Here is a 23,297-nt window from a genome sequence, read left to right on the forward strand (position 1 = left end):
TCAAATCACCTTCGCGCGCATCAGATCGCCAATATGCACGATACCCACCAGATGCTGGCCAGCATCGGTCACCAGAACACTGGTGATGCGGTGGGCCTCCATCATCGCCGCAGCGTCTGCAGCCAGGGCATCGGGTGAGATCTGGCGGGGCGACGCGTACATCACCTCGGCTGCCGTCACATGGCGCAGGTCGGCACCCGCTTCAATGCGGCGGCGCAGGTCACCATCGGTAAAGATGCCTTGCAGAACGCCCTGTGCATCCACGATGGCCGCAGCACCCATGCCTTTGGCACTCATCTCGCGCATCAATTCGCTGAAAGTCGCACTCGGCAGCACGCGAGGCACTTCATCACCGGCCCGCATCACATCGGCCACATGGGTGAGCAGGCGGCGGCCCAGTGCGCCCCCGGGGTGGGAGCGGGCAAAATCCTCAGCCTTGAAGCCGCGCGCCTCCAGCAAAGCCACCGCCAGCGCGTCGCCCATGGCCATCTGCGCTGTAGTGCTGGCCGTGGGCGCCAGATTCAGCGGGCAGGCTTCCTTGTCGACACGGGTATCGAGCACCCAGTCGGCATGGCGCGCCATGGCCGATTCGCGGTTGCCGGTCATCGCCACGACAGGCACGCCCAGGCGCTTGAGCACGGGCAGCAGCACCGCGATTTCGGCGCTTTCGCCGCTGTTGGAGATGGCCAGCACCACATCATCGCCAGTCACCATGCCCAAATCACCGTGGCTGGCTTCGCCCGGGTGCACAAAGAAAGCGGGCGTACCGGTCGATGCCAGGGTTGCGGCAATCTTGCGGCCCACATGGCCACTTTTGCCCATGCCGGTGACCACCACCCGGCCACGGGTGACCAGCATGCGCTGCACCACCTGGACAAAATCATCATCCAGGCGTTGCGCCATGGCCAGAATGGCCTCTGCCTCGATCGAAAAAGTGGATGCAGCCAGCTGGAGAATCTGCGCCGCCTGGACCGGGCGCATGGCTTGTGGAGTGCTCATTGGGATGATTTTATCGGAGCGTCCCACCCGATTGCAGAGTAAGAGCATGTTCCCGGTCTCCACCTGCTGCGGTACCACGCAGTCGTGAGGCAAGCGCGAGAGAATTGCGAGGAAATCGTCAACATGTTCTACCCGCAAGCGGCGCAAAGGAAGCCTGCCCGGCCGTTTGCACTACCATGACAGCCTGGATCGCCCTTCCCCACCTACACACCATGCAAGCCCCAGACGTCAACGCCTTTTTGCGCCACCATGTCCGCACCGTGCCCGACTGGCCAGCGCCGGGCGTGCAGTTCCGCGATATCACGCCCCTGCTGCAGAACCCACAGGTCTTCCACGTCATGATCGATGCCTTTGTGCATCGCTACATGGGCCGCGACATGCGGCCCGATGTGGTGGCAGGCCTCGATGCTCGCGGCTTCATCATCGGTGCAGTCATCGCCTACCAGTTGAAAGTCGGCTTCGTTCCCATCCGCAAGAAGGGCAAGCTGCCCTTCACCACCGTGGAGGAGACCTACGAACTGGAATATGGCAGCGCCACCGTTGAGCTGCATGCCGATGCGGTCAAACCCGGCGACCGGGTGTTGCTGGTCGATGACCTGATCGCCACCGGCGGCACGATGATGGCAGGCAAAAAGCTGCTGGAGAAACTGGGAGCCTCGGTGGTGGAAGGCGCGGCCATTGTTGATCTGCCCGAGCTGGGCGGCTCGCAACGCCTCAAGGATGCCGGGCTGCCACTCTTTACCCTGGTCGATTTTGCCGGGCACTGAGGCCCTGAAGAGCCGCACCCAGCTTTGCATTTAACGCACGCGCACGGGCGCAAGAACGCTGGCAGTCTGCCTGCTTCTTGCGTAGATTTCAGCAATCAATCTGCCTGAAATCCAATACTGGCAAGCGCTATTAGCTCTTCTTTTTTAAAAGATTCAGTTCAGGTCACCGTACTGCGTGGTGCTGAGCCCGCCAAAATTGGTATCAGGTGTCGGCGCAGGAGCGCCCCCCTGCCGAGCAGCCTGGCGCGCGGCCTCCACCTGCTGGGCAGCGCTTGCGCGTGCCGGCACAATGGGCGCCGGGCGGGTCGCAGCAGGCGCTGGCGGCCTGTCGCCCTCGAGTACAGGAACAGGGCGGGTCGCGGCATCGATCAACGCCTTCTTGAATGCCTCGATCTCGGCTTCTTCAATCGGATCAATGCCGGCAACTGGTGCAGCGGCCATGCCAGCAGCCCCTGCCCGGGCAGGAATGGCACCTGCGCGAGTGCCTGCAGCACCTATAACGGAGGTGGAGGCTGGTTTGGCCTTGGCCGAAGATGCGCCCAACTGGCCATTGAGACGCCAATAGACCGATGTGACCAGAATTTCAAACCGGGTTTTGGCGGAATACGCAATCAGCGCCTCGATCTGGCTGAGTTTTTCTGGGCCGACGGAAAACTGCTCGGCCAGATCGATCATCACGATGAACTGGGTGGCACGCTTGTCCAGCGCCAGCACTTTGAACTTGTAACCTGCCGACAGGATGCCAGAGCGCACCATCGATTCGCGTACGGAGGAATACACCATTTCGCGCCGTGCAGAGCGCTCACCCGGGCGCGAGGCAGTGTCTGCAACATGTGACGGCGCCAACGGCGCAGCAGCCTGTGGACTGTGCTGAACCGTTCGCAATGATTCAGCAAACACCGACGGCTGCGCGGCTTCAGCGCGCGCAGGCAGCTTGCTGGATTTGCCAAACCATCTGGCAATAAGAGACATGCCGATTCCCTACCCAAATCTGTTTTTTATTCTGAATGATGTTCGCTTCTTTAGGAAACAAACGTTTGCAATTGTAGATGGCTGCGCCGGATCCATCGCAAAAAAATCTACCTGAGCCTTGTTCCACCATCGCCTTTATGTGGTGGCGACGCGTCGTTTGCGATTGCCCAGGCGTTTGGCAAGCACCGAACCCGCAGCCATGGCCAATGCCACCGCTACTGCAGGCTGGCGGTTGCACAGCTCGGTAAAGCGGATGCTGGGCAGCCCCCACAGGCGCGTAGCCGACACCGCCTGCACCGTGGCGCTGCGAGGGCGGTGGGAGAAGAAGGCGCCCTCGCCCACAATGGAGCCAGGCCCCACAATGGCAAGGCGGATGCGCTGCTGTTCGTCTTCAAAGTGCACGCTCAGGCTTCCGCTCTCCACAAAAAACAGCGTGCGCTCCTGGCTGCCCTGCTGAAACAGCACCTGCGAGGCCCCGAGATTGGTAGGCGCCAGATATGGTGCCAAAATCTCCCACTGCGCATTGGTCAGCGGGTTGATCATGCTTTCTTCGTCCTGGCAATTGTTGATGGCGCCAATCAGGCCGCCGATGTCGGTTGGGGTATTTATCATGCACTTTTTCCTCCCAGACCCAAGCATGCCAGGCTCGTGATCTGCAAAACGATTTTTCTGCTACATCCAATCTAACCGACGCGTCACCTTTTTGATTCGCAGCAGCGAGACAGTTTGTAAAAAATTATCCTTCACAGCCTTTGCGCCATGCAAGCGCCTGTTTGTCTGGCCACGGGCTGTCATCTGATTCATGAATGCTCTATTCGACGCCATCGCCGCCATGCCTGTGTGCAAGGACGCGCAGCGCCTTTTCCATGGCCGCGGCGGCCTGCATCCTGGCTGCGAGCACCTGTCGCTCGACATCTTCCCGCCTGCCATCGTATTGACCAGCTTTGCTCCGCTGGAGGGTAGCGATCTCCAGACCATTGGTGATGCGCTGCAGGCGCGCTGGCAACAGATCCACCCTGGAGAGCCGCTCATCTGGGTCTACCAGTGCCGCGCGCTGGGAGCGGCGCAGACCCGGCTGGTGCAAGGTAGTCTGCCCGATCCGCACACGGTGGAGGAAGATGGCGCTCGCTATCTGGTGCATGTGCTGCGCGGCCAGAACCATGGCCTTTTTTTGGACATGGCCGCAGGCCGGCGGTGGGTGCGGCAGTACATTGCCCGCCAGCCCGATCCGGGCAGTTGCAAGGTGTTGAACCTGTTTGCCTATACCTGCGCCTTTTCGGTGGCGGCGTTGCAGGCTGGTGCCGGTCAGGCGATCAATATCGACATGGGCAAGGGGGCGCTTGCCACCGGCCAGCAGAACCACCGGCTCAACCAGCTGGCAGGCGGGCAGTTCTGGCCACACGATATTTTCAGCAGTTGGGGCAAGATCACCCGCACGGGGCCGTACCAGCTCGTCATCATGGATCCGCCCAGCTACCAGAAGGGCAGCTTTGTCGCCACCAAGGACTACGCCCGCCTGATCAAGCGTCTGCCCGACCTGCTGGTGCCCGGCGGCCATGCGCTGCTGTGCCTCAATGCACCGGAATTGCCGCTCTCCTTCTTGACGGAGCAGGTGGCGCAGATCGTGCCCGAGCTGGAATTCATCGAACAGGTCGCCAACCCGCCCGTGTTTGCCGATGTCTCGCCCGACAAGGCGCTGAAAGTACTGGCTTACCGCATGCCGGGTTGAGGTTCGTCAGGAGCCAGGTCGACTGGGCGCACATCAGTCCTTGCCCAAGGGCGCGCTCAACAGCAGCGGCGTCGGGTCCGGAAAGATATCGCGCCATACCTCGGCGAATGCCAGCTCGCCCACGCCGGGGGCTTCGCTGAAATCCGGCAGCGCCAGCAGGCACAGCTGCAGGTGCAGATGTGGCAACCACCAGCCGTTTTCGTCAAAATCGCCCAGCTCGGCAAACTGTGTTCCAGCGGCAATGGCATCGCCCGGTCGCCAGCGCCGCGCTGTGCGGTGGCTCAGGTGGCCCCAGATGCTGTAGAAGGCGGCACGGTCATCGCCTTGAGCTGGATCGTGGCGCAGCACCAGCATGCCACCGTAATCGAGCCGCTCGTCACGCACCTCGGCTACCACGACTTCTGCAGCCTGCGGCAGGGTCAGCACCGTGCCGGCCGGTGCAAACAGGTCCAGCCCCAGATGGCAATCGCGCATCACGCCGTCCAGCCGGGTCGAACGGTAGTTCTCGCTTTGGTAGACGCAGCGTTGCTCCATCCAGTCACCCACGCCAATGGCAAAACCGGCTTGCTGCTGCAGCGCCGCATAGGCGGCCACCGCGCCTGCGCGGTCCATGGTGGCGCTGGCCCGTGCCACGGGCGATTCTGCGCTGCGCAGGTCGACATAACTCGTTCGCGCCTGCTGCAGGCCCGGCATCATGCCGCTCCAGCAGCCATGGTGCTGTGCGAGCCATGCATGGAAAGCCACTGCCTGTGGCACGGCGGCCTGGCCCAACTGGTGGCGTGCAATGGCATCGGCAATCGGATCGACGCCCGCAGCCTGCAGGAGGTTGGAAGGAACAGTAGTCATCAGAAGGAAGGGAATGGGTATGGAATAGGTGTGGAATGGCCATCCAACCGGCTCTTTGCACATTGTGCTTTCGCCGATCCATGGCAGCAATGCAGCGCTGTCCACTGCGCAACCGGGGCTGCCGTATTGGCTATTTCCCGATGCAGAAACTGCTGAAGATCACGCCCAGCAGATCGTCCGATGTGAATTCGCCGGTGATGGCGTTGAGTGACTGCTGCGCGAGGCGCAGTTCCTCGGCCAGCAGATCGAGCGCGGGGCTGTCCACATGCAACTGCTCGTGGGCGCTGTCCAGGTGTTCCTGCACCTGCTGCAGCGCCTGCACATGGCGCGCGCGGGCAATGTAGGTGCCTTCGGCGGCCGATTGCCAGCCAGCCATGGCCAGCAATTGCTTGCGCAATGCATCCAGCCCGTCGCCAGTCTTGGCCGAAAGAATCAGCGGCTCATCGCCCGCCGTATCTGCAGACGCATGAATTGCTACGATCTTTGATGCCTCTGCGCTCATCTGGCGTGCGCTGGCGGCTGAAAATGCATCCGCCTTGTTCCACACCTGCATCACCGGCACGCTGGCGGGCAGCTGTTCGCGCAAGGTGGCGGCGATCTGTACATCGGCGGCGCGGTAGCTGTCTTCCTGCATGCGCGTGAGGTCGTGCAGAAACAGCACGGCATCGGCGCTGGCAATTTCTTCCCAGGCGCGGGCGATACCGATGCGTTCCACCTCGTCGTTGCTCTCGCGCAGACCGGCGGTGTCGATCACGTGCAGCGGCACGCCTTCGATCTGAATGGTTTGCGCCACCTTGTCGCGCGTGGTGCCGGCAATCGGGGTGACGATGGCCAGCTCCGCCCCTGCCAGCGCGTTGAGCAGCGAGCTCTTGCCCGCATTGGGCTGCCCGGCGATCACCACCTTGATGCCTTCACGCAGCAGCGCGCCCTGGCGTGTGCGCTGCATCACCCCCTGGAGCGTGCTGCGCAGCTGGTCGAGCTGGCCATAGGCGTCGGCTTTCTGCAGAAAGTCGATCTCTTCTTCTGGAAAATCAAGCGTCGCCTCCACCAGCATGCGCAGGTGGATGAGCGCATCGCGCAGGCGATGAATCTCCTGCGAAAAGGCTCCGGTGAGCGAGCGGCTGGCGCTGCGCGCAGCCGCTTCGGTGCTGGCATCGATCAGATCGGCAATCGCCTCCGCCTGCGCCAGGTCGATCTTGTCGTTCAGAAAGGCGCGCTCGGTGAACTCGCCCGGCTCGGCCAGGCGCAGGCCCGGCAAGGTCGCCTGGCCGTTGGCAGCGAGGGTCTGCGCGGCCTCCAGGCAGCGCGCCAACAGCAACTGCAGCACCACCGGCCCGCCGTGGGCCTGCAGCTCCAGCACGTCTTCGCCGGTATAGCTGTGCGGCGCCGGAAAGTACAGCGCCAGCCCCTGGTCGATGGCCTGGCCGTCGACCGCCTTGAAGGGCAGATAGCTCGCTTCGCGCGGCTTGAGCGCCTTGCCGCACAACAGCTGCACCAGCGGCGCAATGGCCTTGCCCGACACCCGCACGATGCCCACGGCGCCGCGTCCGGGGGCGGTGGCAATGGCAACAATCGGGTCTTGGTGGCGGGCAAGCATGGGCGGTTCTCGGACAGGTTCAGACAAATGGCTGCAGCGCAAGGGCTGCACACTACAGATTTAATAGCTATTGGCGCACGTTGGTTGTGCGCCAAAGGCCATTTTCATTCAAAACAGCAGGTTCAATGCCTCTGATTATCAGCGTGCCCGGCCAGCAGCGCTGCACCGAGGGCTCCCCACCCCCCGGTAAAAAGCAAAAAAGCCTGCTCGCGCAGGCTTCTTGGTTGGGTTGCGGCTTGAACCCGCTTACTTGATGGTCGTCCAGGCCGGAATCGGGCGTGCATCGGCGCGGTACACGGTGTCGATGCCCTTGCGCATGGCCCAGGGGAAGATCTGGTGGTGCACAGGGATGGTGTAGAAGTTGTCCTTGGTCATCTTCAACGCATCGTTGATCAGCGCATCACGCTTGGCCGGATCCGTCTCGGTCTTCATCGCGTCGATCTTGGCATCCAGCTCCTTGTCGGCAATGCGGCCACCGTTGTAGACGCCGCCGCCCGCGCTGCCCTTGCTGTGGACCAGCGCATCCAGCGTGTAAAGCGCATCGAACGTGGCCACGCCCCAGCCGAACAGGTAGGCGTTGGGGTCGGAGTTCATCACACGCGTCACATACTGGGCCATCGGCGTGGCCTGCAGGCTGGTCTTGATGCCGATGCGGGTCCACATGGCGGTCACGGCCTGGCAGATCGCCTCGTCGTTCACATAACGGTCGTTCGGGCATTCCAGCTTCAGGTTGAAGCCATTGGGGTAGCCGGCTTCAGCCAGCAGCTTCTTGGCGCCTTCCACGTCGTATTTGGCGGCACGCTGCTCCAGCTCCTTGGTCCAGCCGTGCACCATGGGCGCAATCATGGTGCCCGCAGGGATGGACATGCCACGCATGGTGCGCTTGTGCAGGCCTTCGGTGTCGATCGCCATGTACATGGCCTTGCGCACCTTGATGTCCTTGAGCGGGTTCTTGCCCGCCGTGCCGGCGCCCGGCAGCTCGTCGCGGAATACATCCAGGCCCAGGTAGATGGTGCGGTTTTCCGTACCTTCCAGGAGCTTCAACTCAGGCGTCTTCTTGATGCGGTCCTGGTCCTGCGGTGGTGGGTCCACCATGAAATCGACCTGGTTCGAGATCAGCGCAGCGGTGCGGGTGGCAGCCGATTTAATCGGGGTAAAAACCACTTCATCCACGTTGCCGGTGGGTTTGTCCCACCAGTTGGCGTTTTTCTTGAGGGTCAGCTTCACATCGGGCTGCCAGCCCGTGGCGATGAACGAGCCTGTGCCGTTGGTGTTGCGGCTGGCAAAGGATTCTTCCTTGCCTGCGTAATCCTGGGTCTTGACGGAGTTGTTCTTCTCGGCCCAGGCCTTGTTCATGATGCGGGCCTCGGTCAGCTCGCGCAGCAAAATGGGGTTGGGGCCCTTGAGGATCAGATCAACGGTGAAATCGTCGACCTTCTTGACTTCCTTGATGCTCTGGGTTGAGCTCATCATGTTCGATGGCGGCGTCATGATGCGGGTCAGAGAAAACACCACGTCATCGGCCGTGAAAGGCGCACCATCGTGAAATTTGACGCCCTTGCGCAGTTCGAAGCGCCATTGTGTGGGGCTCACTTCGGTCCATTTGGTAGCCAGCGCGGGCTCCAGCTGAAAATCCTTGCCATAGCGCACCAGCGGCTCGTACACCTGCTGCAGGAACGCATGCGTGGTCTGGTGGTTCTGCGCGTGGGGATCCAGGGTCAGGATGTCATTGGCGCCAGCCCAGCGCAGGGTTGCCGCATGCGATGCGCCTGCGCACACCAACACTGCCAGCGCCAAGGCGCTGCGTTGAAAAACCGAAACTTTTGCCATACATCAACCCCCATGTTGTTTAACAACGATCTGAACAGACCATGCTAACGAAAAAACGGCCGCAAATGCGACCGTTCCGGGGGCAGATGCGGGAATGCCCGCCTAGGCAATCCCTGCATTGACAAAGCGCTTACTTGAACTTCGGCAGGTTGAACTGCGGCGGCACACCCATGCGCTTGTTGATGATCCACTGCTGGGCAATCGACAGGATGTTGTTGGTGCACCAGTACAGCACCAGGCCCGCCGGGAAGAAGAAGAACATCACGCTGAACATCAGCGGCATGATCCACATCATCTTGGCCTGCATCGGATCAGGCGGCGCGGGGTTCAGCGCCGTCTGCAGCAGCGACGACAGGGTCATCACGATCGGCAGGATGAAGAACGGATCAGGAACCGACAGGTCGTGGATCCAGCCGATCCACGGTGCGTTGCGGATTTCCACGCTCGACTGCAGCACCCAGTACAACGCCATGAACACAGGAATCTGGATCATGATCGGGAAGCACCCGCCCATGGGGTTGACCTTCTCCTCGCGGTAGATGCGCATCATCTCCTGCTGCATCTGCTGCGGCTTGTCCTTGAGGCGCTCGCGCATCTCCATGATGCGTGGGTTGATGGCCTTCATCTTGGCCATCGAGGAGTAGGCCTTGGCGTTGAGCCAGTAGAAGGCGATCTTCAGCAGCACCACGAGCGCCACAATGGACCAGCCCCAGTTGCCAATGAAGGTGTGCAGCTTGGACAGCAGCCAGTACAGCGGCTTGGCCAGGATCGTCAGCCAGCCATAGTCCTTGACCAATTCCAGGCCGGGCGCCATGGATTCGAGCATCTTCTCGACCTGCGGGCCGACAAAGAGGCGCGCCTCCACCGCCTTGCTCTGGCCGGGAGCGATCTGGCCCAGCTGGGTGATCTCGCCCACCGAGTACAGATTGTTGCCAGCCTTGCGGGCGTAGATGTCGCGCTGCGTGCCCTGTGGCAGCAACCAGGCGCTGGCAAAGTAATGCTGCACCATGGCCACGTAGCCATTGTCGGCCTGCTTGTCCAGGCTGTCGGTCTTGCCGTTTTCGATGTCCTTGAAATCCACCTTGTGGAACTTCTTGGCCTCGGTATAGACCGCAGGGCCCGTGAAGGTGGAATAGAACATCGATTCGCCAGAAGGCTTGTTGCCATCACGCGTGAGCTGCAGGTACAGCTGGGGGCTGACTGCCGCACCACTGGTGTTGACCACATCCTGCTTCAGGCCGATGGCATAGTCGCCGCGCTTGATGGTCCAGGTCTTGACCAGCTTGACGCCGCCCTGCTCGGGCGATTCGAACACCACATTCAGGCTGTCCTGGCCTTCTGCCAGCTCGCGTGGACCCGGTTGCAGCTTCATCACCGTTTTGTGGGTGGGGAAGTTGCCGCCGATCAGGCCGGTCTGCGCCACATACACGCGGGCGGCGCTTTCGTCCAGCAGCTTCACAGGCTTGGTCTTGTCATCCTGGTCGGCGTACTTGAGCAGTTCGGCACCGATCAGCGAGCCGCCTTCGCCATCAAAAGTCAGGCGGTACAGGTCGGTCGTCACCGTCACCTTTTCGCGCTGCGCAGCAGCAGGTGCAGCACCGCCGGTGGCGGGCACATTGCTGCTGTCAGCTGCAGCTGCCTGGGCCGCAGCAGGTACGCCCGCCTCGGTCTTGGTGGCATCCGCAGGGGTAGCCGCAGTGACTTCGGGCGTCGGGAAGAAGGTGGGCTTGCGGCCATTGTGGATTTGCCACTTGTCCCAGAGCAGGACGAGTGAGAAACCAAATATCACCCACAAAATGGTGCGGCGAATGTCGTTCATGAAGACTTCTCGGAGGGGGAAGAGGATGAATCAGCAGGAGTTACCAAACGGCTGAACCAACGGGGATGCGAGGGAACCGGGTCCAGGCCGCCCTGGCACCACGGATGGCAGCGCGCCAGACGGCGCACAGTCAGATAGCTTCCCATGGCGGCGCCATGCTGCTCCAGCGCTTGCAACGAATAGACCGAGCATGTGGGCTCGAAACGGCAGGCAGAACCCAGCCATGGGCTCAGCAGCAGCCGGTAGCCACGTACCAGTCCGATCAGCAAACGCTGCATCATACGCTATGCCCTGTAGCGGCGCCATCGCGCCCGGGGAGCGCATCACGCGTGTTTTTCTGCGCCCGGGCAAACAGTTGCAGCAACTCGGCACGGACCGCCTTTTTCAGGACGTCCGAGGTCGGGCTGATGAATTGCTTGCGGTCGAACGTACTGCGCAGGCGCACCACATGGGCATGCGCCGGCAGCTGCAACGCCTGCTCGGCCGCAACGGCATAGATCTGGCGCTTGATGGTGTTGCGCGTGACGGCACGGCGCGCCCAGCGCTTGGGCACCATGGCACCCAGCCAGGTACCAGGCAACGCAAAAAGGGCCTGCGGTGCCGCCTCACTGGAAGGCAAGGCACCGGGCCCTGATGGGGAGGCAGCCTCGCTGCCAGAGGATGCGGCGTTCAGATCCAGTCGGTGCAGCGCAAAATGCGCCGTACGTGCAATGGTTCCGCCCGCCATGGCGGCCTGAAACTGGGGTCGTGTCTTGAGGCGATGCACCGGAGCACTACCTGGCACTCTTCATCAGAGCGCCAAGGCCACCCATTCAGGCTTAGACGGCCAGACGCTTGCGGCCCTTGGCGCGGCGTGCGTTGATCACGGCACGGCCACCCTTGGTCTTCATACGGACGAGGAAGCCGTGGGTACGGGCGCGGCGGACTTTGGAAGGTTGGTAAGTACGTTTCATGATGCAATTCCTAGAGAGGCTTGGTTCCGGTTTGGTGGCAACCGAGCCGCTCACCCACATCCAGAAGGAATGGGAGGCGCTACAGTGACCAAGCTCAAGCCCTGCTCAAGCGCAACACCGGTGAAATAGTGCACGTCACCTGACAAAGATCGGCATGTTGCCGCCTCTTTTTCAAATTTCGCGCGCGTAAAAATTCGCCCTGCATGCAGGGAAACCGCAAATTATCGCAGTGTTTGTCAAGCTTGGCAATTGCTTGGGCTTTTTAGGCAGTTTTTCGGTAATATGCCTGTAGTCCCCACATCCCGGCACCGTCCATGCCCGGTCTGCACCGTCAGCGTTTTCATGGATGGGTCACATGATGTGGATAACTTTTGCACAAGCTACAATAGCCAGTCAATCAACATTCCCCCTTATCCACAATTACAAGATTGAGTGGGGCGAATATTTCCGCGAGATACGCAATGGATGAAGCCAGCCTGGGCCAAGGTCTGTGGCGCGCAGTTGTAGAGCAACTGGCCCAAGAAATGCCCGAGCAACAGTTCAACACCTGGATCAAGCCGCTGACCGCCGTCGTGTCAGACGACCTGTCCAAGGTCACGCTCTATGTCGCCAACCGGTTCAAGTTGGACTGGATCCGCGCCCAATATGCCGGCCGACTGGCTGCCATGCTGGAGGAAACCTATGGTCAGCCCGTCGCCATCGAATTGGCCATTGCCCAGCGCGATGCTGCCGTGCGCACCGTGGTGCGCCCGGTACGCACCGGCGCGCCAGCGGCAGGTTACGCCAGCGGCACGTCGTCTGGCATGGGCTTGGGTCCCTCGTACGGCCCGGCCAACCGCAGTGGCGGCGGCTACCAGCAGAACGCGCAAGATTACGGCAGCGACGGCTTTCGGGGCAATGCCCAGCAGCATGCAGCCCAGAACGAGGCTGCCCCTGCCGCAGCGGGCGGCGGAAGCTCCGAAATTGATAGCATCAACGGTAGCGGCAATTTCCGCAACCGGCTCAATCCGGCCCTGACCTTCGACACCCTGGTCGAAGGTACGGCCAACCGCATGGCCCGCTCGGCCGCCATGCATGTGGCCGCCTCGCCCGGCCACCTGTACAACCCGCTGTTCATCTATGGCGGCGTGGGCCTGGGTAAAACCCACCTGGTGCACGCCGTGGGCAACAAGCTGCTGGCCGACAACCCGGACGCCAAAGTTCTCTACATCCATGCCGAGCAATTCGTCTCGGATGTGGTCAAGTCCTACCAGCGCCGTACCTTCGACGAGTTCAAGGAGCGCTACCACTCGCTCGATCTGCTGCTGATCGATGACGTGCAGTTTTTTGCCAACAAGGACCGCACCCAGGAAGAATTCTTCAACGCCTTTGAAGCGCTGCTGGCCAAGAAGAGCCACATCGTGATGACCTCCGACACCTATCCCAAGGGGCTGGCCAACATCCACGAGCGCCTGGTGTCGCGCTTTGATTCGGGTCTGACGGTCGCCATCGAGCCGCCCGAGCTGGAAATGCGCGTGGCGATTCTGATCAACAAATCACGCGCCGAAGGCACCGAAATGCCCGAGGAAGTGGCGTTCTTCGTTGCCAAGAACGTGCGCTCCAACGTGCGCGAACTCGAAGGCGCGCTGCGCAAGATCCTGGCCTACTCGCGCTTCAACCAGAAAGAGATCTCGATCCAGCTGGCACGCGAGGCACTGCGCGACCTGCTGTCGATCCAGAACCGCCAGATCAGCGTCGAAAACATCCAGAAGACCGTTGCCGATTACTACAAGATCAAGGTGGCGGACATGTACAGCAAGAAGCGCCCGGCCAGCATTGCCCGCCCGCGCCAGATTGCCATGTACCTGGCCAAAGAACTGACGCAGAAGAGCCTGCCCGAAATCGGCGAACTGTTCGGCGGCCGCGACCACACCACCGTGCTGCACGCCGTGCGCAAGATTGGCGGCGAACGCCAGCAGCTGACCGAGCTCAACCAGCAATTGCACGTGCTGGAGCAGACTCTGAAAGGTTAACCAATGGAAACTTTCGTTTTATCCGAAACAATCGTTTTCGCAAATCGCCTGCTTTGCGCAGGCACAATGGCAGATGGGACAGGGGCAGAGGGGGCTCCTTGCATGGCTGCTGTCCGCAACAACTCCGCAATTTGACAAGAGGTTGAAATGATTATCCTCAAGGCCACACAAGACAAGGTCATCGCAGTTCTGCAATCGGTCGCCGGCATTGTCGAGCGGCGCCATACCCTGCCCATTCTGGCCAACGTGCTGATCCGCAAGACCGGCAACGCGCTACAGCTGACCACCAGCGACCTGGAAATCCAGATCCGCACCACCGCAGAGCTGGGTGGAGACATGGGCGACTTCACCACCACCGTGGGCGCGCGCAAGCTGATCGACATCTTGAAAACCATGCCCGGTGACCAGACCGTGAGCCTGGAGACACAGCAGTCCAAGATGATCCTCAAGGGTGGCAAGAGCCGTTTCACCCTGCAGACCTTGCCCGCGGAAGACTTTCCGCTGGTGCAGGAGGCGCCCTCGTTCGGCCCCGTATTCAGCGTGCCGCAAAAGGTGCTCAAGGACCTGATGAGCCAGGTTTCCTTCGCCATGGCGGTGCAGGATATCCGTTACTACCTCAACGGCATCCTCTTCGTGGCCGAAGGCAACACCCTCAGCCTGGTGGCCACCGACGGCCACCGCCTCGCGTTCTCCAGCGCCACCCTGGATGTGGAAGTGCCCAAGCAGGAAGTGATCCTGCCGCGCAAGACCGTGCTGGAACTGCAGCGCCTCCTGAGCGACGCGAGCGGTGACAACCAGCCCGTGATCGAGATGCAGTTTGCCAGCAACCAGGCGCGCTTCACCTTTGCGGGCATGGAATTCGTCACCAAGCTGGTCGAAGGCAAGTTCCCCGATTACAACCGTGTCATTCCGCGCAACCACCCCAACAGCGTTACCCTGGGCCGCGCCCCGCTGCTGGCCAGCATGCAGCGCACGGCCATCATGACGAGCGACAAGTTCAAGGGCGTGCGCCTGACCATCGAGCCCGGCACCCTGCGCATTGCGGCCAACAACGCCGAGCAGGAAGAGGCCGTTGACGAACTCGACATCGACTACGGCGGTCCATCGGTGGAGGTCGGCTTCAACGTCACCTACCTGATCGACGTGCTCTCTAACATGAGCCAGGACATGGTGCGCATCGACTTTGCCGACAACAACAACTCGGCTCTCATCACCAATCCGGAGAACGACAGCTTCAAGTACGTGGTGATGCCCATGCGCATGTAAGCGCATTGCTCCTGAAAAGAGAGCTTGCAGCGCATGCTGCAATGCTCTTTGCGATAGATAAATATTTGAATTCAAGACAAAACAGGCGCCTCTAGCTCCTGTTTTTGCAGTACCAAGGCAGCTTCATGACCGCAGAAAACCAGCCGGAACAATCTCCCAGCACGCCAAGCACCCCTGATGCAGGCGGCTACGGCGAAGGCGCCATCCAGATTCTGGAAGGCCTGGAGGCGGTGCGCAAACGCCCCGGCATGTACATCGGCGATACCTCCGACGGCACCGGCCTGCACCATCTGGTGTTCGAGGTGGTGGACAACTCCATCGACGAAGCGTTGGCTGGTTACTGCGACGACATCCTCGTCACCATCCATGCCGACGGATCGCTGTCGGTGGTGGACAACGGCCGCGGCATCCCTACCGGCGTGAAGATGGACGACAAGCATGAGCCCAAGCGCTCGGCTGCCGAAATCGCCCTGACCGAGCTGCACGCGGGCGGCAAATTCAACCAGAACAGCTACAAAGTCTCGGGCGGCCTGCACGGCGTGGGTGTGTCGTGCGTCAACGCACTGTCCATCAAGCTCAAGCTCATCGTGCGCCGCGAAGGCCAGGTCCACCAGATCGACTTCTCGCGCGGCCATGTGCAGAACCGCCTGATCGAAATCGTCGATGGCGTCGAAGTCTCGCCCATGCGCATCGTCGGCACCACCGAAAAACGCGGCACCGAAGTGCACTTTCTGCCCGACCAGGAAATCTTCAAGGAAAACTTCGAGTTCCGCTACGAAATCTTGGCCAAGCGCCTGCGTGAACTCTCCTTCCTGAACAACGGCGTGCGCATTCGCCTCAAGGATGAACGCGACGGCAAGGAAGACGACTTCTCCGGCGCCGGCGGCGTACAAGGTTTCGTCAACTTCATCAACGCCAACAAGAAGGTGCTGCACCCCACGCCCTTCTACGCCACCGGCTCGCGTCCGGCGGAATCCTATGGCGGCATTCCCGGCACCGAAATCGGTGTGGAAGTGGCCATGCAGTGGAACGACGGCTACAACGAATCCGTTCTCTGCTTTACCAACAACATCCCGCAGCGCGACGGCGGCACCCACCTGACCGGGCTGCGCGCCGCAATGACCCGCGTCATCGGCAAATACATCGAGCAGAACGAACTGGCCAAGAAGGCCAAGGTGGAAGTGACGGGCGACGACATGCGCGAAGGCCTGTGTGCCGTGCTGTCGGTCAAGGTGCCAGAGCCCAAGTTCAGCAGCCAGACCAAGGACAAGCTCGTCTCCAGTGAAGTGCGTGCGCCGGTGGAAGACATCGTCGCAAAGACGTTGGCCGAATACCTGGAAGAAAAGCCCAACGACGCCAAGATCCTGTGCGGCAAAATCATCGACGCGGCCCGCGCCCGTGAAGCCGCCCGCAAGGCGCGCGAAATGACGCGCCGCAAAGGCGTGCTGGACGGCATGGGCCTGCCCGGCAAACTGGCCGACTGCCAGGAAAAAGACCCTGCGCTGTCTGAAATCTACATCGTCGAGGGTGACTCCGCAGGCGGTTCGGCCAAGCAAGGGCGTGACCGCAAGTTCCAGGCCATCCTGCCACTGCGCGGCAAGATCCTGAACGTGGAAAAAGCCCGCTACGAAAAACTGCTGTCCAGCAACGAAATCGTCACGCTGATCACCGCACTGGGCACCGGTATCGGCAAGGCCAGCGAAGACTCAGGCAAAAGCAACAGCGACGACTACAACCTGGCCAAGCTGCGCTACCACCGCATCATCATCATGACCGATGCAGACGTGGACGGCGCGCACATCCGCACCCTGCTGCTCACCTTCTTCTACCGCCAAATGCCCGATCTGGTGGAGGCCGGCCACATCTACATTGCCCAGCCACCGTTGTACAAGGTGAAGAACGGCAAGGAAGAGCTGTACCTGAAGGACGGCCCTGCGCTGAACCAGTTCCTGCTGCGTGTGGCACTGCAAGGCGCCAATGTCACCACCGGTGGCGACGCCCCCCGCACCATCGAAGGCGAAGAGCTGGCCAAACTGGCCAACATGCACCTGGCCGCAGAAACCGTGATCGAACGCCTCTCTTCCTACCTGGACGCCGAAGCGCTGCGCGCCATTGCCGATGGCGTGCAGATCAAGCTCGACACCCTGCAAGACGCCATGGACTGCGCCCCTGTGCTGGAAGCCAAGCTGCGCGAGCTGACGACCACGGGCGTGCCCGCCGAAGTGAGCGGTGAACTCGATCCGCACACCGAAAAACCCATCCTGCGCATCAGCCGCCACCACCACGGCAACATCAAGAGCTCCATCATCACGCAGGAATTCGTGGAAGGCCACGACTATGCCGCGCTGGCTGCCGAGGCGCAGAACTTCCACGGCCTGCTCGCAGAGGGTGCCAAGGTCACCCGTGGCGAAGGCGAAAAGGCCAAGATGGAAAAGGTGAGCGACTTCCGCCAGGCCATGCAATGGCTCATCAGCGAAGCCGAACGCACCACGGCCCGCCAGCGCTACAAAGGCCTGGGCGAAATGAACCCCGAACAGCTCTGGGAAACCACCATGGACCCCGATGTGCGCAGCCTGCTGCAGGTGAAAGTCAACGACGTCATCGAAGCCGACCGCGTGTTCACCATGCTGATGGGTGACGAGGTGGAACCCCGCCGCGATTTCATCGAGACCAATGCGCTGCGGGCGGGGAATATCGATGTTTGATTTTTGTCGGGTGACAGGGAAAGTGAAAACTGTGCCAAGTTGGTGAAAAAAGAGTTCAGATGATCCAGGCTCTTTTTTCATCTGCGCGTTTGCGACTATGCGTCACTATCCCGGCCACCGCTAGACGTGGTTCAGCTGTCTGTTATCGGCACAGGGCAGCCACTGCAACTATTAGCCCCTTTACATAGAGCTGCGGCTTGGCTCTGTCAGCTTAGCCAGCCAGTTGATGATGGATTGAACTCGCACGAGCTCGACCCTCATTCTCTCGCACTGAGCAGGTTGTTGCTTCGAGAGCGACGTCCAAGAACACGCTTATCATCAGAAAATGCTGTCACAACTTCTGACATTTCTCGGCAAGCATCCTGGAACCAAAGCCAGAGACGTGGCAGCCTTTTTGGGAAAGGACAAATCCGCGGTCAATCAAGTGCTCTACAAGCACAGCGACAAATTTTCTCAGGGCGATGACTTCGGCTGGTCTGTGATCGGGCACGAAGAGCTCCGCATTGAATTCCCTGAAGACTCATGGCTTTCCACCAGGGAATTTGAGGACATACTATCCAGACACTGCACCCCATGGCACGACGCCTGCAAACGCGTGATCTTCGTGTTCAAAAAGGAGTGTCGGATGCTACTGGATGCCTTGGCCAGGCTCCTGGCACTGAGCAATCAGCTTGACGCAGCAGGCAAAAAGGTATCGCTCGATTTCACAGCATGCCGAAGCACGCTAAGTTACCTCGACCGCATGGATTTTTTCGAGGTTCTCGCATCTAACATTGCGATCCTGCCCCATCGTCCGCGCGATCGACGTGGCGCACTCTACATGGGTAACAACGATGGTGTAATCGAGCTCCGCGTCATTGATCCAGCAAACCCCGATAACGAAATTCCTCGACTCTTAGAGCGCAGCTTCGTGCGCTGTGTCGATGAAAGCTACTCGACGCTGGCTCTAACCGTCATTGGGGAACCATTCAAGAACGTCTTGGATCATTCTCGCTCTAGCCTCGCTGGCTTTGCGGGCTTGCAAGCCTACAAAAATAGGACTCGTATACAGGTTGTCATCTCTGACAACGGTCTGGGCATTGTTGGTACATTGCAACCCATCCTACAGAGTCGCTACCCCAAGATCGCCTCCCGCATTGATAAATCAAAAGAGCATGCAGGTATAGCGCTACTTAAAGAAGTGTTCTCTACAGGCCAGATCAGTCAAGTAGAAGACGATGATAGGGGCACAGGCTTGAAGAGCTCAGGCGACCTCGCGGGGAAGTACAGTGCCCGAATTTTTGTAAGGCAAGAAGACTTTGAACTTCGCATTGATCACCGTCCTGAAGGTACGCGCTACACCTCGCGCACCAACTTAGTGCGCATCAATGGAACGCATATCAGCTTCGATTTCAAGCTTGACGGAAGTACAATTGCTCGTTAAATTAGTTATATGAACCAGAACTCCATCGTCGTGAAGCTTCGTGATTTCACGAACAGCGATAGGCCGTTTGGGAATAGCGAAGGCAAAGATGCCTTCCGAAAGCTATCGGATTTCGTAGAGGGGAAGCACGGCGTACGCGTCATCGGAATCTCGTTCGATGGCATCACCTCAACGGACGCATCCTTTGCTCGCGACAGCGTTGTTGCGCTAGCCAAGCAGCTGCGGGGCGAACGCGGCTTCTATCTCACCGACCTGCAAAACCGAGATCTCATAGACAATTGGAGCTACGGCGCTAAAGCAAAAGAGCAACCCCTCGTCATATGGACCAGTGACAACTTCGAGATCATCGGCCCCGATCTAAGTCCCGCGACTCGAACGCTTGTTGAATACGTACTACGAAAAGGGAATACCTTCACGGCTCAAGTAGCCGCTGACCTAGGTATTTCCGTGCCTAACGCCAGCACCCGGTTGAAGGCGCTAGTGACCCAGGGCTATCTCCTCAGAGTTGAAGAGGGTGCTGCGTCCGGCGGGTATGAGTACAAGTATCAAGCAATTCGCTGAATCTGATTAAACAGCTTGCTTTAATCAGAAAAAATGAGGTAATATCCGCTTCAGCCCAAAGCGCTGTGCTGCGGGCAATGTTAAACAGCTTCATTGAAGCAGAAAGCGAATTACCATGAACTCGAACAATCACTCACCCGCCGCTATCCCTGTTGGCTTTGTCGAGGCCCTCCCCCAGACACACGACATCCATGTGATCCGCGACGAACTCTGCGTGGTGGAAGCAGCCCACGCAGCATCTTTCAACCCCAAGGGCAGGGACATCCTTGCCGCCGCAAGCCGCCCAGCTGATGCCGACCAGATCGTGCTTCAGGTGCTGAAGGCCGGCGGCCTTGAAAGTATCAGCCTCGACGAATCGGCCGACCTCACCTTGGGCACCAAGTTCGTGCTGGCAACAGGCGACCGAACCTTCCGCTTCACCATCGATGGCATGCCCTACGAATGGCCTTACGCGAAGATTTCGGGCGCAATGCTGCGCGAGTTGGCAGGTGGAAACGCAGATGCAGATCTGGATATCCTGCGCCGCGGCGCCGGTGTCCCGGTCTCGCTCAAGGAGCTGGTCGACCTGACGCAAGCCGGTGTGGAGCAGTTCATCAAGGTCACTAAGACAAAAACTTGGAAGCTCCAGGTGCAGGGCGAGACGCTGGAATACGACGTTCCCGAGGTCAAAGTATCCGAAGCCATGACTCGCGCCGGGTTCGACCCGAAGAAGGCTTGGCACATTTACCTAATCGTCAAGAATCAGCCCAAACAGGAGGTATCGCTGGACTATATCGTTGACCTGCGCAAGCCGGGCATCGAGAAGATCCGCCTCATGCAGCGTAATGTAGACAATGGAGATGGTCAGCATCAGACCCAGCGCCGGCAATTCAAGGTGCTGAAGGTTGACGAGCAGTTCCTGGATGGCATGGGCCTGCGCTGGGAGGCCGTAGTAGTGGACGGCCAAGCTCAATGGCTAGTCATCCATGACTACCTCCTCCCTGCCGGATATGCGCCACAAACCGTACAACTGGCACTGAACATCCCGAAGGACTACCCTGCGGCCCAGATCGATATGTTTTACTTCTGGCCCCATGTCTGTCTGGTCAGCGGCCGTGCTATCCCGAGCACGCAAGTCACCGCAACGGTAGACGGCAACGTATTCCAAGGCTGGTCCCGCCATCGTAATGCAGCCAGCAAGTGGGATGAAAACAGCGACAACGTGCGCACGCACATGGCGCTGATCGAGACTTGCCTGAGCAAGGAGCTGGGAGAATGATGCCGCGCACCACCCTGAGTCTGACCGCAGCTGCGCATGCACAGTTGCACACTCATCTTTTTCCTGGCGACGGAAAGGAGGCCGCGGCTGTACTAGTGTGTTCACGAGTGCCCGGCTCCCGCATGCGTATGCTAGTACGCGAGGTGATCACTGTGCCGCACGACGCATGCCTCAGACGCACGGATTGCTCTCTGACCTGGCCGGGCTCTTACATCGAGCAAGCCATCGACGCAGCCGAGGCTGAAAGCCTTGGCATCGTGCTAATTCACTCCCACCCCAATGGCTTCCCAGCGTTCTCCTATACCGATGATCAGAGCGACCATGAAGTCATGCCCAGCATCTTCGCCGCCTTCGATGCCTGGCACGGTTCTGCCGTAATGATCCCCACCGGAGCCATCTTTGGCCGAATTTACAACCGACACGGCGTGCACACTCCTATCGACCTAATCTCGGTAGCAGGTGATGACTTGCATTTCTGGTGGCGTGACGACCTGACCAGTGGCATTAAACGCCCCATGGCCTTCACACCCGACATGACTTGCGAGGTATCACGACTGACAGCAGCGGTCATTGGCATTTCCGGCACGGGGTCGCCAACAGCCGAACAGCTTTGCCGCCTGGGCTTTGGCCGCGTCATCGGCATTGATTTCGACCATGTCGAACACAAGAACCTTAACCGCATCCTTAACACCACCTTCGCAGACGCAGAGGCTGGCCGCCTGAAAGTAGAAGCATTCGCAGAACATGCCAACTGCTATCGCGCTAAACCGTACTTTGAAGGCATGGCCATCAACATGATGAGCCGCGAAGGGGTGATGGCGCTGGCCCAAGCTGACGTCATCTTTAGCTGTGTCGACACCCACCGGGCCCGAATGATCGCCGACCGCGCTGCTGCAGCCTTCCTGCTGCCGTTGATCGACGTAGGCGTGGGCATCCCCACCCGCAACACCACACGTGGCCTGGCAATCGCAGAAGTGACCGGCCGCGTTGACTACGTGTATCCCGGCGGCAGCAGCCTACGTGATCGCGGTGTGTACACGCCCGAGTCTTTGCAGGCTGAAGCCCTGGCTGAAGAAGACCCGATTGCCTATGCTGAGCGCGTAAAAGTCGGCTACATCGAAGGTCTGCCTAACCAGGCACCCGCCGTAATTGCACTCAACATGCGTGCCGCTAGCGCGGGCGTTCTGGAATTCATCGCACGAGCTTACCCATATCGCCACGAGCCTAACGCAAACTACGCGCGGTCAAAGTTCATGTTGGCCGAAGCGTTTGAGGAATTCACCTCAGAGAGCGAATTCAACCATAAGCATGCACTCCCTCTCGCCACCGGCAGCGCAGAGCCGCTGCTCGGCCTGCCGATCCTCGGCCAGGAGGAAATATGATGAGATGGTGGCAACGTCGGTGGCTAGAGTTCAAGGAATGGGCATGGCCGTACCGCAGCCTTTTGGTGATTGCAGGGGATGGGTTAGCAAGTAGCCCGCCCCCCCGTGACTTAGTACTCCTTACCGAGGACGGCGAACCTTGGTCCGTGGTGATGATGTGCCCCTGCGGCTGTGGCCAGCGAGTCGAACTGCCGCTCCTGCAGGAGGCTTCTCCGCGTTGGAACTTACAGGTAGACAAGCTAAAGCGTCCCACGTTGCACCCCTCGGTCTGGCTGCGTGACGGTTGCCGGTCACATTACTTTATCCGCTCAGGAAAGGTTGTCTGGGTGTGAGCCATGTGCTCCTGAAGGTATTTTCATCTTAGCGTTTAGGCGATACCGTCTGCGGAAGGCTGAATTCCGAACTGGAATGCAACGCCCGCCAAACCTAACCGGCAAAGCTTAAAGGTATCACCCTGCTGACATGCATCAATAGCCGAGCTTGCTAGGAAGCAACTCGCAGGATCGGCTCAACTCAGTGTGATAGATATATATCACTAAGCATTTGTTTTTATTTGGTTTTTTGACTTTTCCTCGCTACTAGATTACGCTCACGAACATTCAAGCGACCTGTCCGAGTCATCGTGAGCCCCTTCTCTCGTCTGCTGCATGAATTGCGCCAAAGACACGATCTGAGGCAGAACGCGCTTGCCGAAAAAATGGGCTACGACAAGACCTATATCTCCGCTGTAGAGGTGGGTCTCAAGGGGCCTCCAACGCCGGAATTCATCGACAGGCTGGTCCGCGCCTTGTCGCTGAGCGAAGCAGAACGCCAGCACCTTCATGAGGCCGCCGATGCATCTCGGCGCAAGATGGTCGTGGACAGCAACATCTCGGAAGATGCCTACTGGCTGCTCAAGGAATTGCGGGAGCGGCTGCACAAGCTATCGCCCACGCAGATACGCGTCATTCGTGACGTGCTCAGCCTTCCCATAGAGGGGCAAGCGGCCACCCACACTGCAGATGCATGCGACGCCCGCCATCGCCCCCATATCAAACAGGAGGCCACCATGTGAGCGCGCAATAAAAAACGGGACAGCCTTTCGGACCGTCCCGCTGGGTGAAGCACCTTTCGATACCTCGATTCACACCCCAAGTATCCCCAGCTGCCCTCCCAGCGTCAAGGCATCCCCCAATCTC

The 23,297-nt window shown here is 59.9% G+C and carries 21 protein-coding genes; 11 read left to right on the forward strand and 10 right to left on the reverse strand.

The genetic code is table 11. The annotated features are described in order from the left end of the window. Positions 1-999 carry a KpsF/GutQ family sugar-phosphate isomerase gene (locus ABIE32_RS01080; RefSeq protein WP_429012989.1) on the reverse strand — a complete coding sequence of 333 codons (999 nt, stop codon included), beginning with the start codon at positions 997-999 and terminating at the stop codon, positions 1-3. A 212-nt stretch (positions 1,000-1,211) separates the two neighbouring features. On the opposite strand from ABIE32_RS01080, the gene ABIE32_RS01085 reads away from it, so the two are divergent. After that, a complete protein-coding gene (locus ABIE32_RS01085) occupies positions 1,212-1,766 on the forward strand; it encodes an adenine phosphoribosyltransferase (protein WP_224150718.1) in 555 nt (184 codons plus the stop codon). A 153-nt stretch (positions 1,767-1,919) separates the two neighbouring features. On the opposite strand, the gene ABIE32_RS01090 is transcribed toward ABIE32_RS01085, so the two are convergent. Both ABIE32_RS01090 and ABIE32_RS01095 read right to left on the reverse strand, forming a co-directional pair. Beyond that, entirely contained in the window at positions 1,920-2,738 is an 819-nt protein-coding gene (locus tag ABIE32_RS01090; protein ID WP_429012992.1) for a hypothetical protein, read from the reverse strand. A 135-nt stretch (positions 2,739-2,873) separates the two neighbouring features. Beyond that, on the reverse strand, positions 2,874-3,350 hold the full coding sequence (locus ABIE32_RS01095; RefSeq protein ID WP_429012995.1) for a Crp/Fnr family transcriptional regulator: 477 nt from the start codon (positions 3,348-3,350) through the stop codon (positions 2,874-2,876). A gap of 190 nt (positions 3,351-3,540) precedes the next feature. Here ABIE32_RS01095 and ABIE32_RS01100 point away from each other — a divergent pair, with 190 nt between their 5' ends. After that, positions 3,541-4,467: a class I SAM-dependent methyltransferase gene (locus ABIE32_RS01100; RefSeq protein WP_429012998.1), complete on the forward strand. Its 927-nt coding sequence runs from the start codon at positions 3,541-3,543 to the stop codon at positions 4,465-4,467. A 33-nt stretch (positions 4,468-4,500) separates the two neighbouring features. On the opposite strand, the gene ABIE32_RS01105 is transcribed toward ABIE32_RS01100, so the two are convergent. The 7 genes from ABIE32_RS01105 to rpmH form a co-directional block, all read right to left on the reverse strand. After that, positions 4,501-5,313, reverse strand: a complete 813-nt coding sequence (locus tag ABIE32_RS01105; RefSeq protein ID WP_429013001.1) for a hypothetical protein — start codon at positions 5,311-5,313, stop codon at positions 4,501-4,503. A 130-nt stretch (positions 5,314-5,443) separates the two neighbouring features. Continuing rightward, positions 5,444-6,910 (reverse strand): tRNA uridine-5-carboxymethylaminomethyl(34) synthesis GTPase MnmE, encoded by a 1,467-nt coding sequence (gene mnmE, locus ABIE32_RS01110; RefSeq protein ID WP_429013004.1) that lies wholly within the window; start codon positions 6,908-6,910, stop codon positions 5,444-5,446. 246 nt (positions 6,911-7,156) lie between these two features. Next, positions 7,157-8,740, reverse strand: a complete 1,584-nt coding sequence (locus tag ABIE32_RS01115; protein WP_224150725.1) for an ABC transporter substrate-binding protein — start codon at positions 8,738-8,740, stop codon at positions 7,157-7,159. Positions 8,741-8,870: 130 nt separating this feature from the next. After that, positions 8,871-10,559 carry a membrane protein insertase YidC gene (gene yidC / locus ABIE32_RS01120; RefSeq protein ID WP_224150726.1) on the reverse strand — a complete coding sequence of 563 codons (1,689 nt, stop codon included), beginning with the start codon at positions 10,557-10,559 and terminating at the stop codon, positions 8,871-8,873. Next, positions 10,556-10,840 (reverse strand): membrane protein insertion efficiency factor YidD, encoded by a 285-nt coding sequence (gene yidD, locus ABIE32_RS01125; protein WP_184704648.1) that lies wholly within the window; start codon positions 10,838-10,840, stop codon positions 10,556-10,558. Before yidD ends, yidC begins: the two co-directional genes overlap by 4 nt. After that, on the reverse strand, positions 10,837-11,325 hold the full coding sequence (locus ABIE32_RS01130) for a ribonuclease P protein component (RefSeq protein ID WP_429013009.1): 489 nt from the start codon (positions 11,323-11,325) through the stop codon (positions 10,837-10,839). The genes yidD and ABIE32_RS01130 overlap by 4 nt, the downstream gene beginning before the upstream one ends. A 52-nt stretch (positions 11,326-11,377) precedes the next feature. Next, positions 11,378-11,512 carry a 50S ribosomal protein L34 gene (rpmH, locus tag ABIE32_RS01135; RefSeq protein WP_184704652.1) on the reverse strand — a complete coding sequence of 45 codons (135 nt, stop codon included), beginning with the start codon at positions 11,510-11,512 and terminating at the stop codon, positions 11,378-11,380. 461 nt (positions 11,513-11,973) lie between these two features. On the opposite strand from rpmH, the gene dnaA reads away from it, so the two are divergent. The 9 genes from dnaA (at position 11,974) to ABIE32_RS01180 (ending at position 23,173) form a co-directional block, all read left to right on the forward strand. Beyond that, positions 11,974-13,524, forward strand: coding sequence for a chromosomal replication initiator protein DnaA (gene dnaA, locus ABIE32_RS01140; RefSeq protein WP_429013014.1), 1,551 nt, complete (start codon positions 11,974-11,976; stop codon positions 13,522-13,524). 147 nt (positions 13,525-13,671) lie between these two features. Beyond that, complete coding sequence (gene dnaN, locus ABIE32_RS01145; RefSeq protein WP_395027057.1) at positions 13,672-14,790, forward strand: DNA polymerase III subunit beta; 1,119 nt, start codon at positions 13,672-13,674, stop codon at positions 14,788-14,790. A gap of 125 nt (positions 14,791-14,915) precedes the next feature. After that, a complete protein-coding gene (gene gyrB / locus ABIE32_RS01150) occupies positions 14,916-17,495 on the forward strand; it encodes a DNA topoisomerase (ATP-hydrolyzing) subunit B (RefSeq protein ID WP_395027056.1) in 2,580 nt (859 codons plus the stop codon). A gap of 325 nt (positions 17,496-17,820) precedes the next feature. Continuing rightward, positions 17,821-18,918, forward strand: a complete 1,098-nt coding sequence (locus tag ABIE32_RS01155) for a hypothetical protein (RefSeq protein WP_429013019.1) — start codon at positions 17,821-17,823, stop codon at positions 18,916-18,918. Between the two features lie 9 nt (positions 18,919-18,927). Continuing rightward, entirely contained in the window at positions 18,928-19,479 is a 552-nt protein-coding gene (locus tag ABIE32_RS01160) for a DNA-binding protein (RefSeq protein ID WP_312987436.1), read from the forward strand. A 115-nt stretch (positions 19,480-19,594) separates the two neighbouring features. Then, positions 19,595-20,737 carry a multiubiquitin domain-containing protein gene (locus tag ABIE32_RS01165; protein WP_429013023.1) on the forward strand — a complete coding sequence of 381 codons (1,143 nt, stop codon included), beginning with the start codon at positions 19,595-19,597 and terminating at the stop codon, positions 20,735-20,737. Further along, a complete protein-coding gene (locus ABIE32_RS01170; RefSeq protein ID WP_429013026.1) occupies positions 20,737-22,119 on the forward strand; it encodes a ThiF family adenylyltransferase in 1,383 nt (460 codons plus the stop codon). The genes ABIE32_RS01165 and ABIE32_RS01170 overlap by 1 nt, the downstream gene beginning before the upstream one ends. Before the next feature lie 152 nt (positions 22,120-22,271). Next, positions 22,272-22,451, forward strand: a complete 180-nt coding sequence (locus tag ABIE32_RS01175; protein WP_312987494.1) for a DUF6527 family protein — start codon at positions 22,272-22,274, stop codon at positions 22,449-22,451. A gap of 290 nt (positions 22,452-22,741) precedes the next feature. Next, positions 22,742-23,173 carry a helix-turn-helix domain-containing protein gene (locus tag ABIE32_RS01180; protein ID WP_429013029.1) on the forward strand — a complete coding sequence of 144 codons (432 nt, stop codon included), beginning with the start codon at positions 22,742-22,744 and terminating at the stop codon, positions 23,171-23,173. The last annotated feature ends 124 nt before the right edge of the window (positions 23,174-23,297 follow it).

The sequence above is a fragment of the Comamonas sp. 4034 genome (genome assembly GCF_050434545.1).
Classification (GTDB): domain Bacteria; phylum Pseudomonadota; class Gammaproteobacteria; order Burkholderiales; family Burkholderiaceae_C; genus Comamonas; species Comamonas odontotermitis.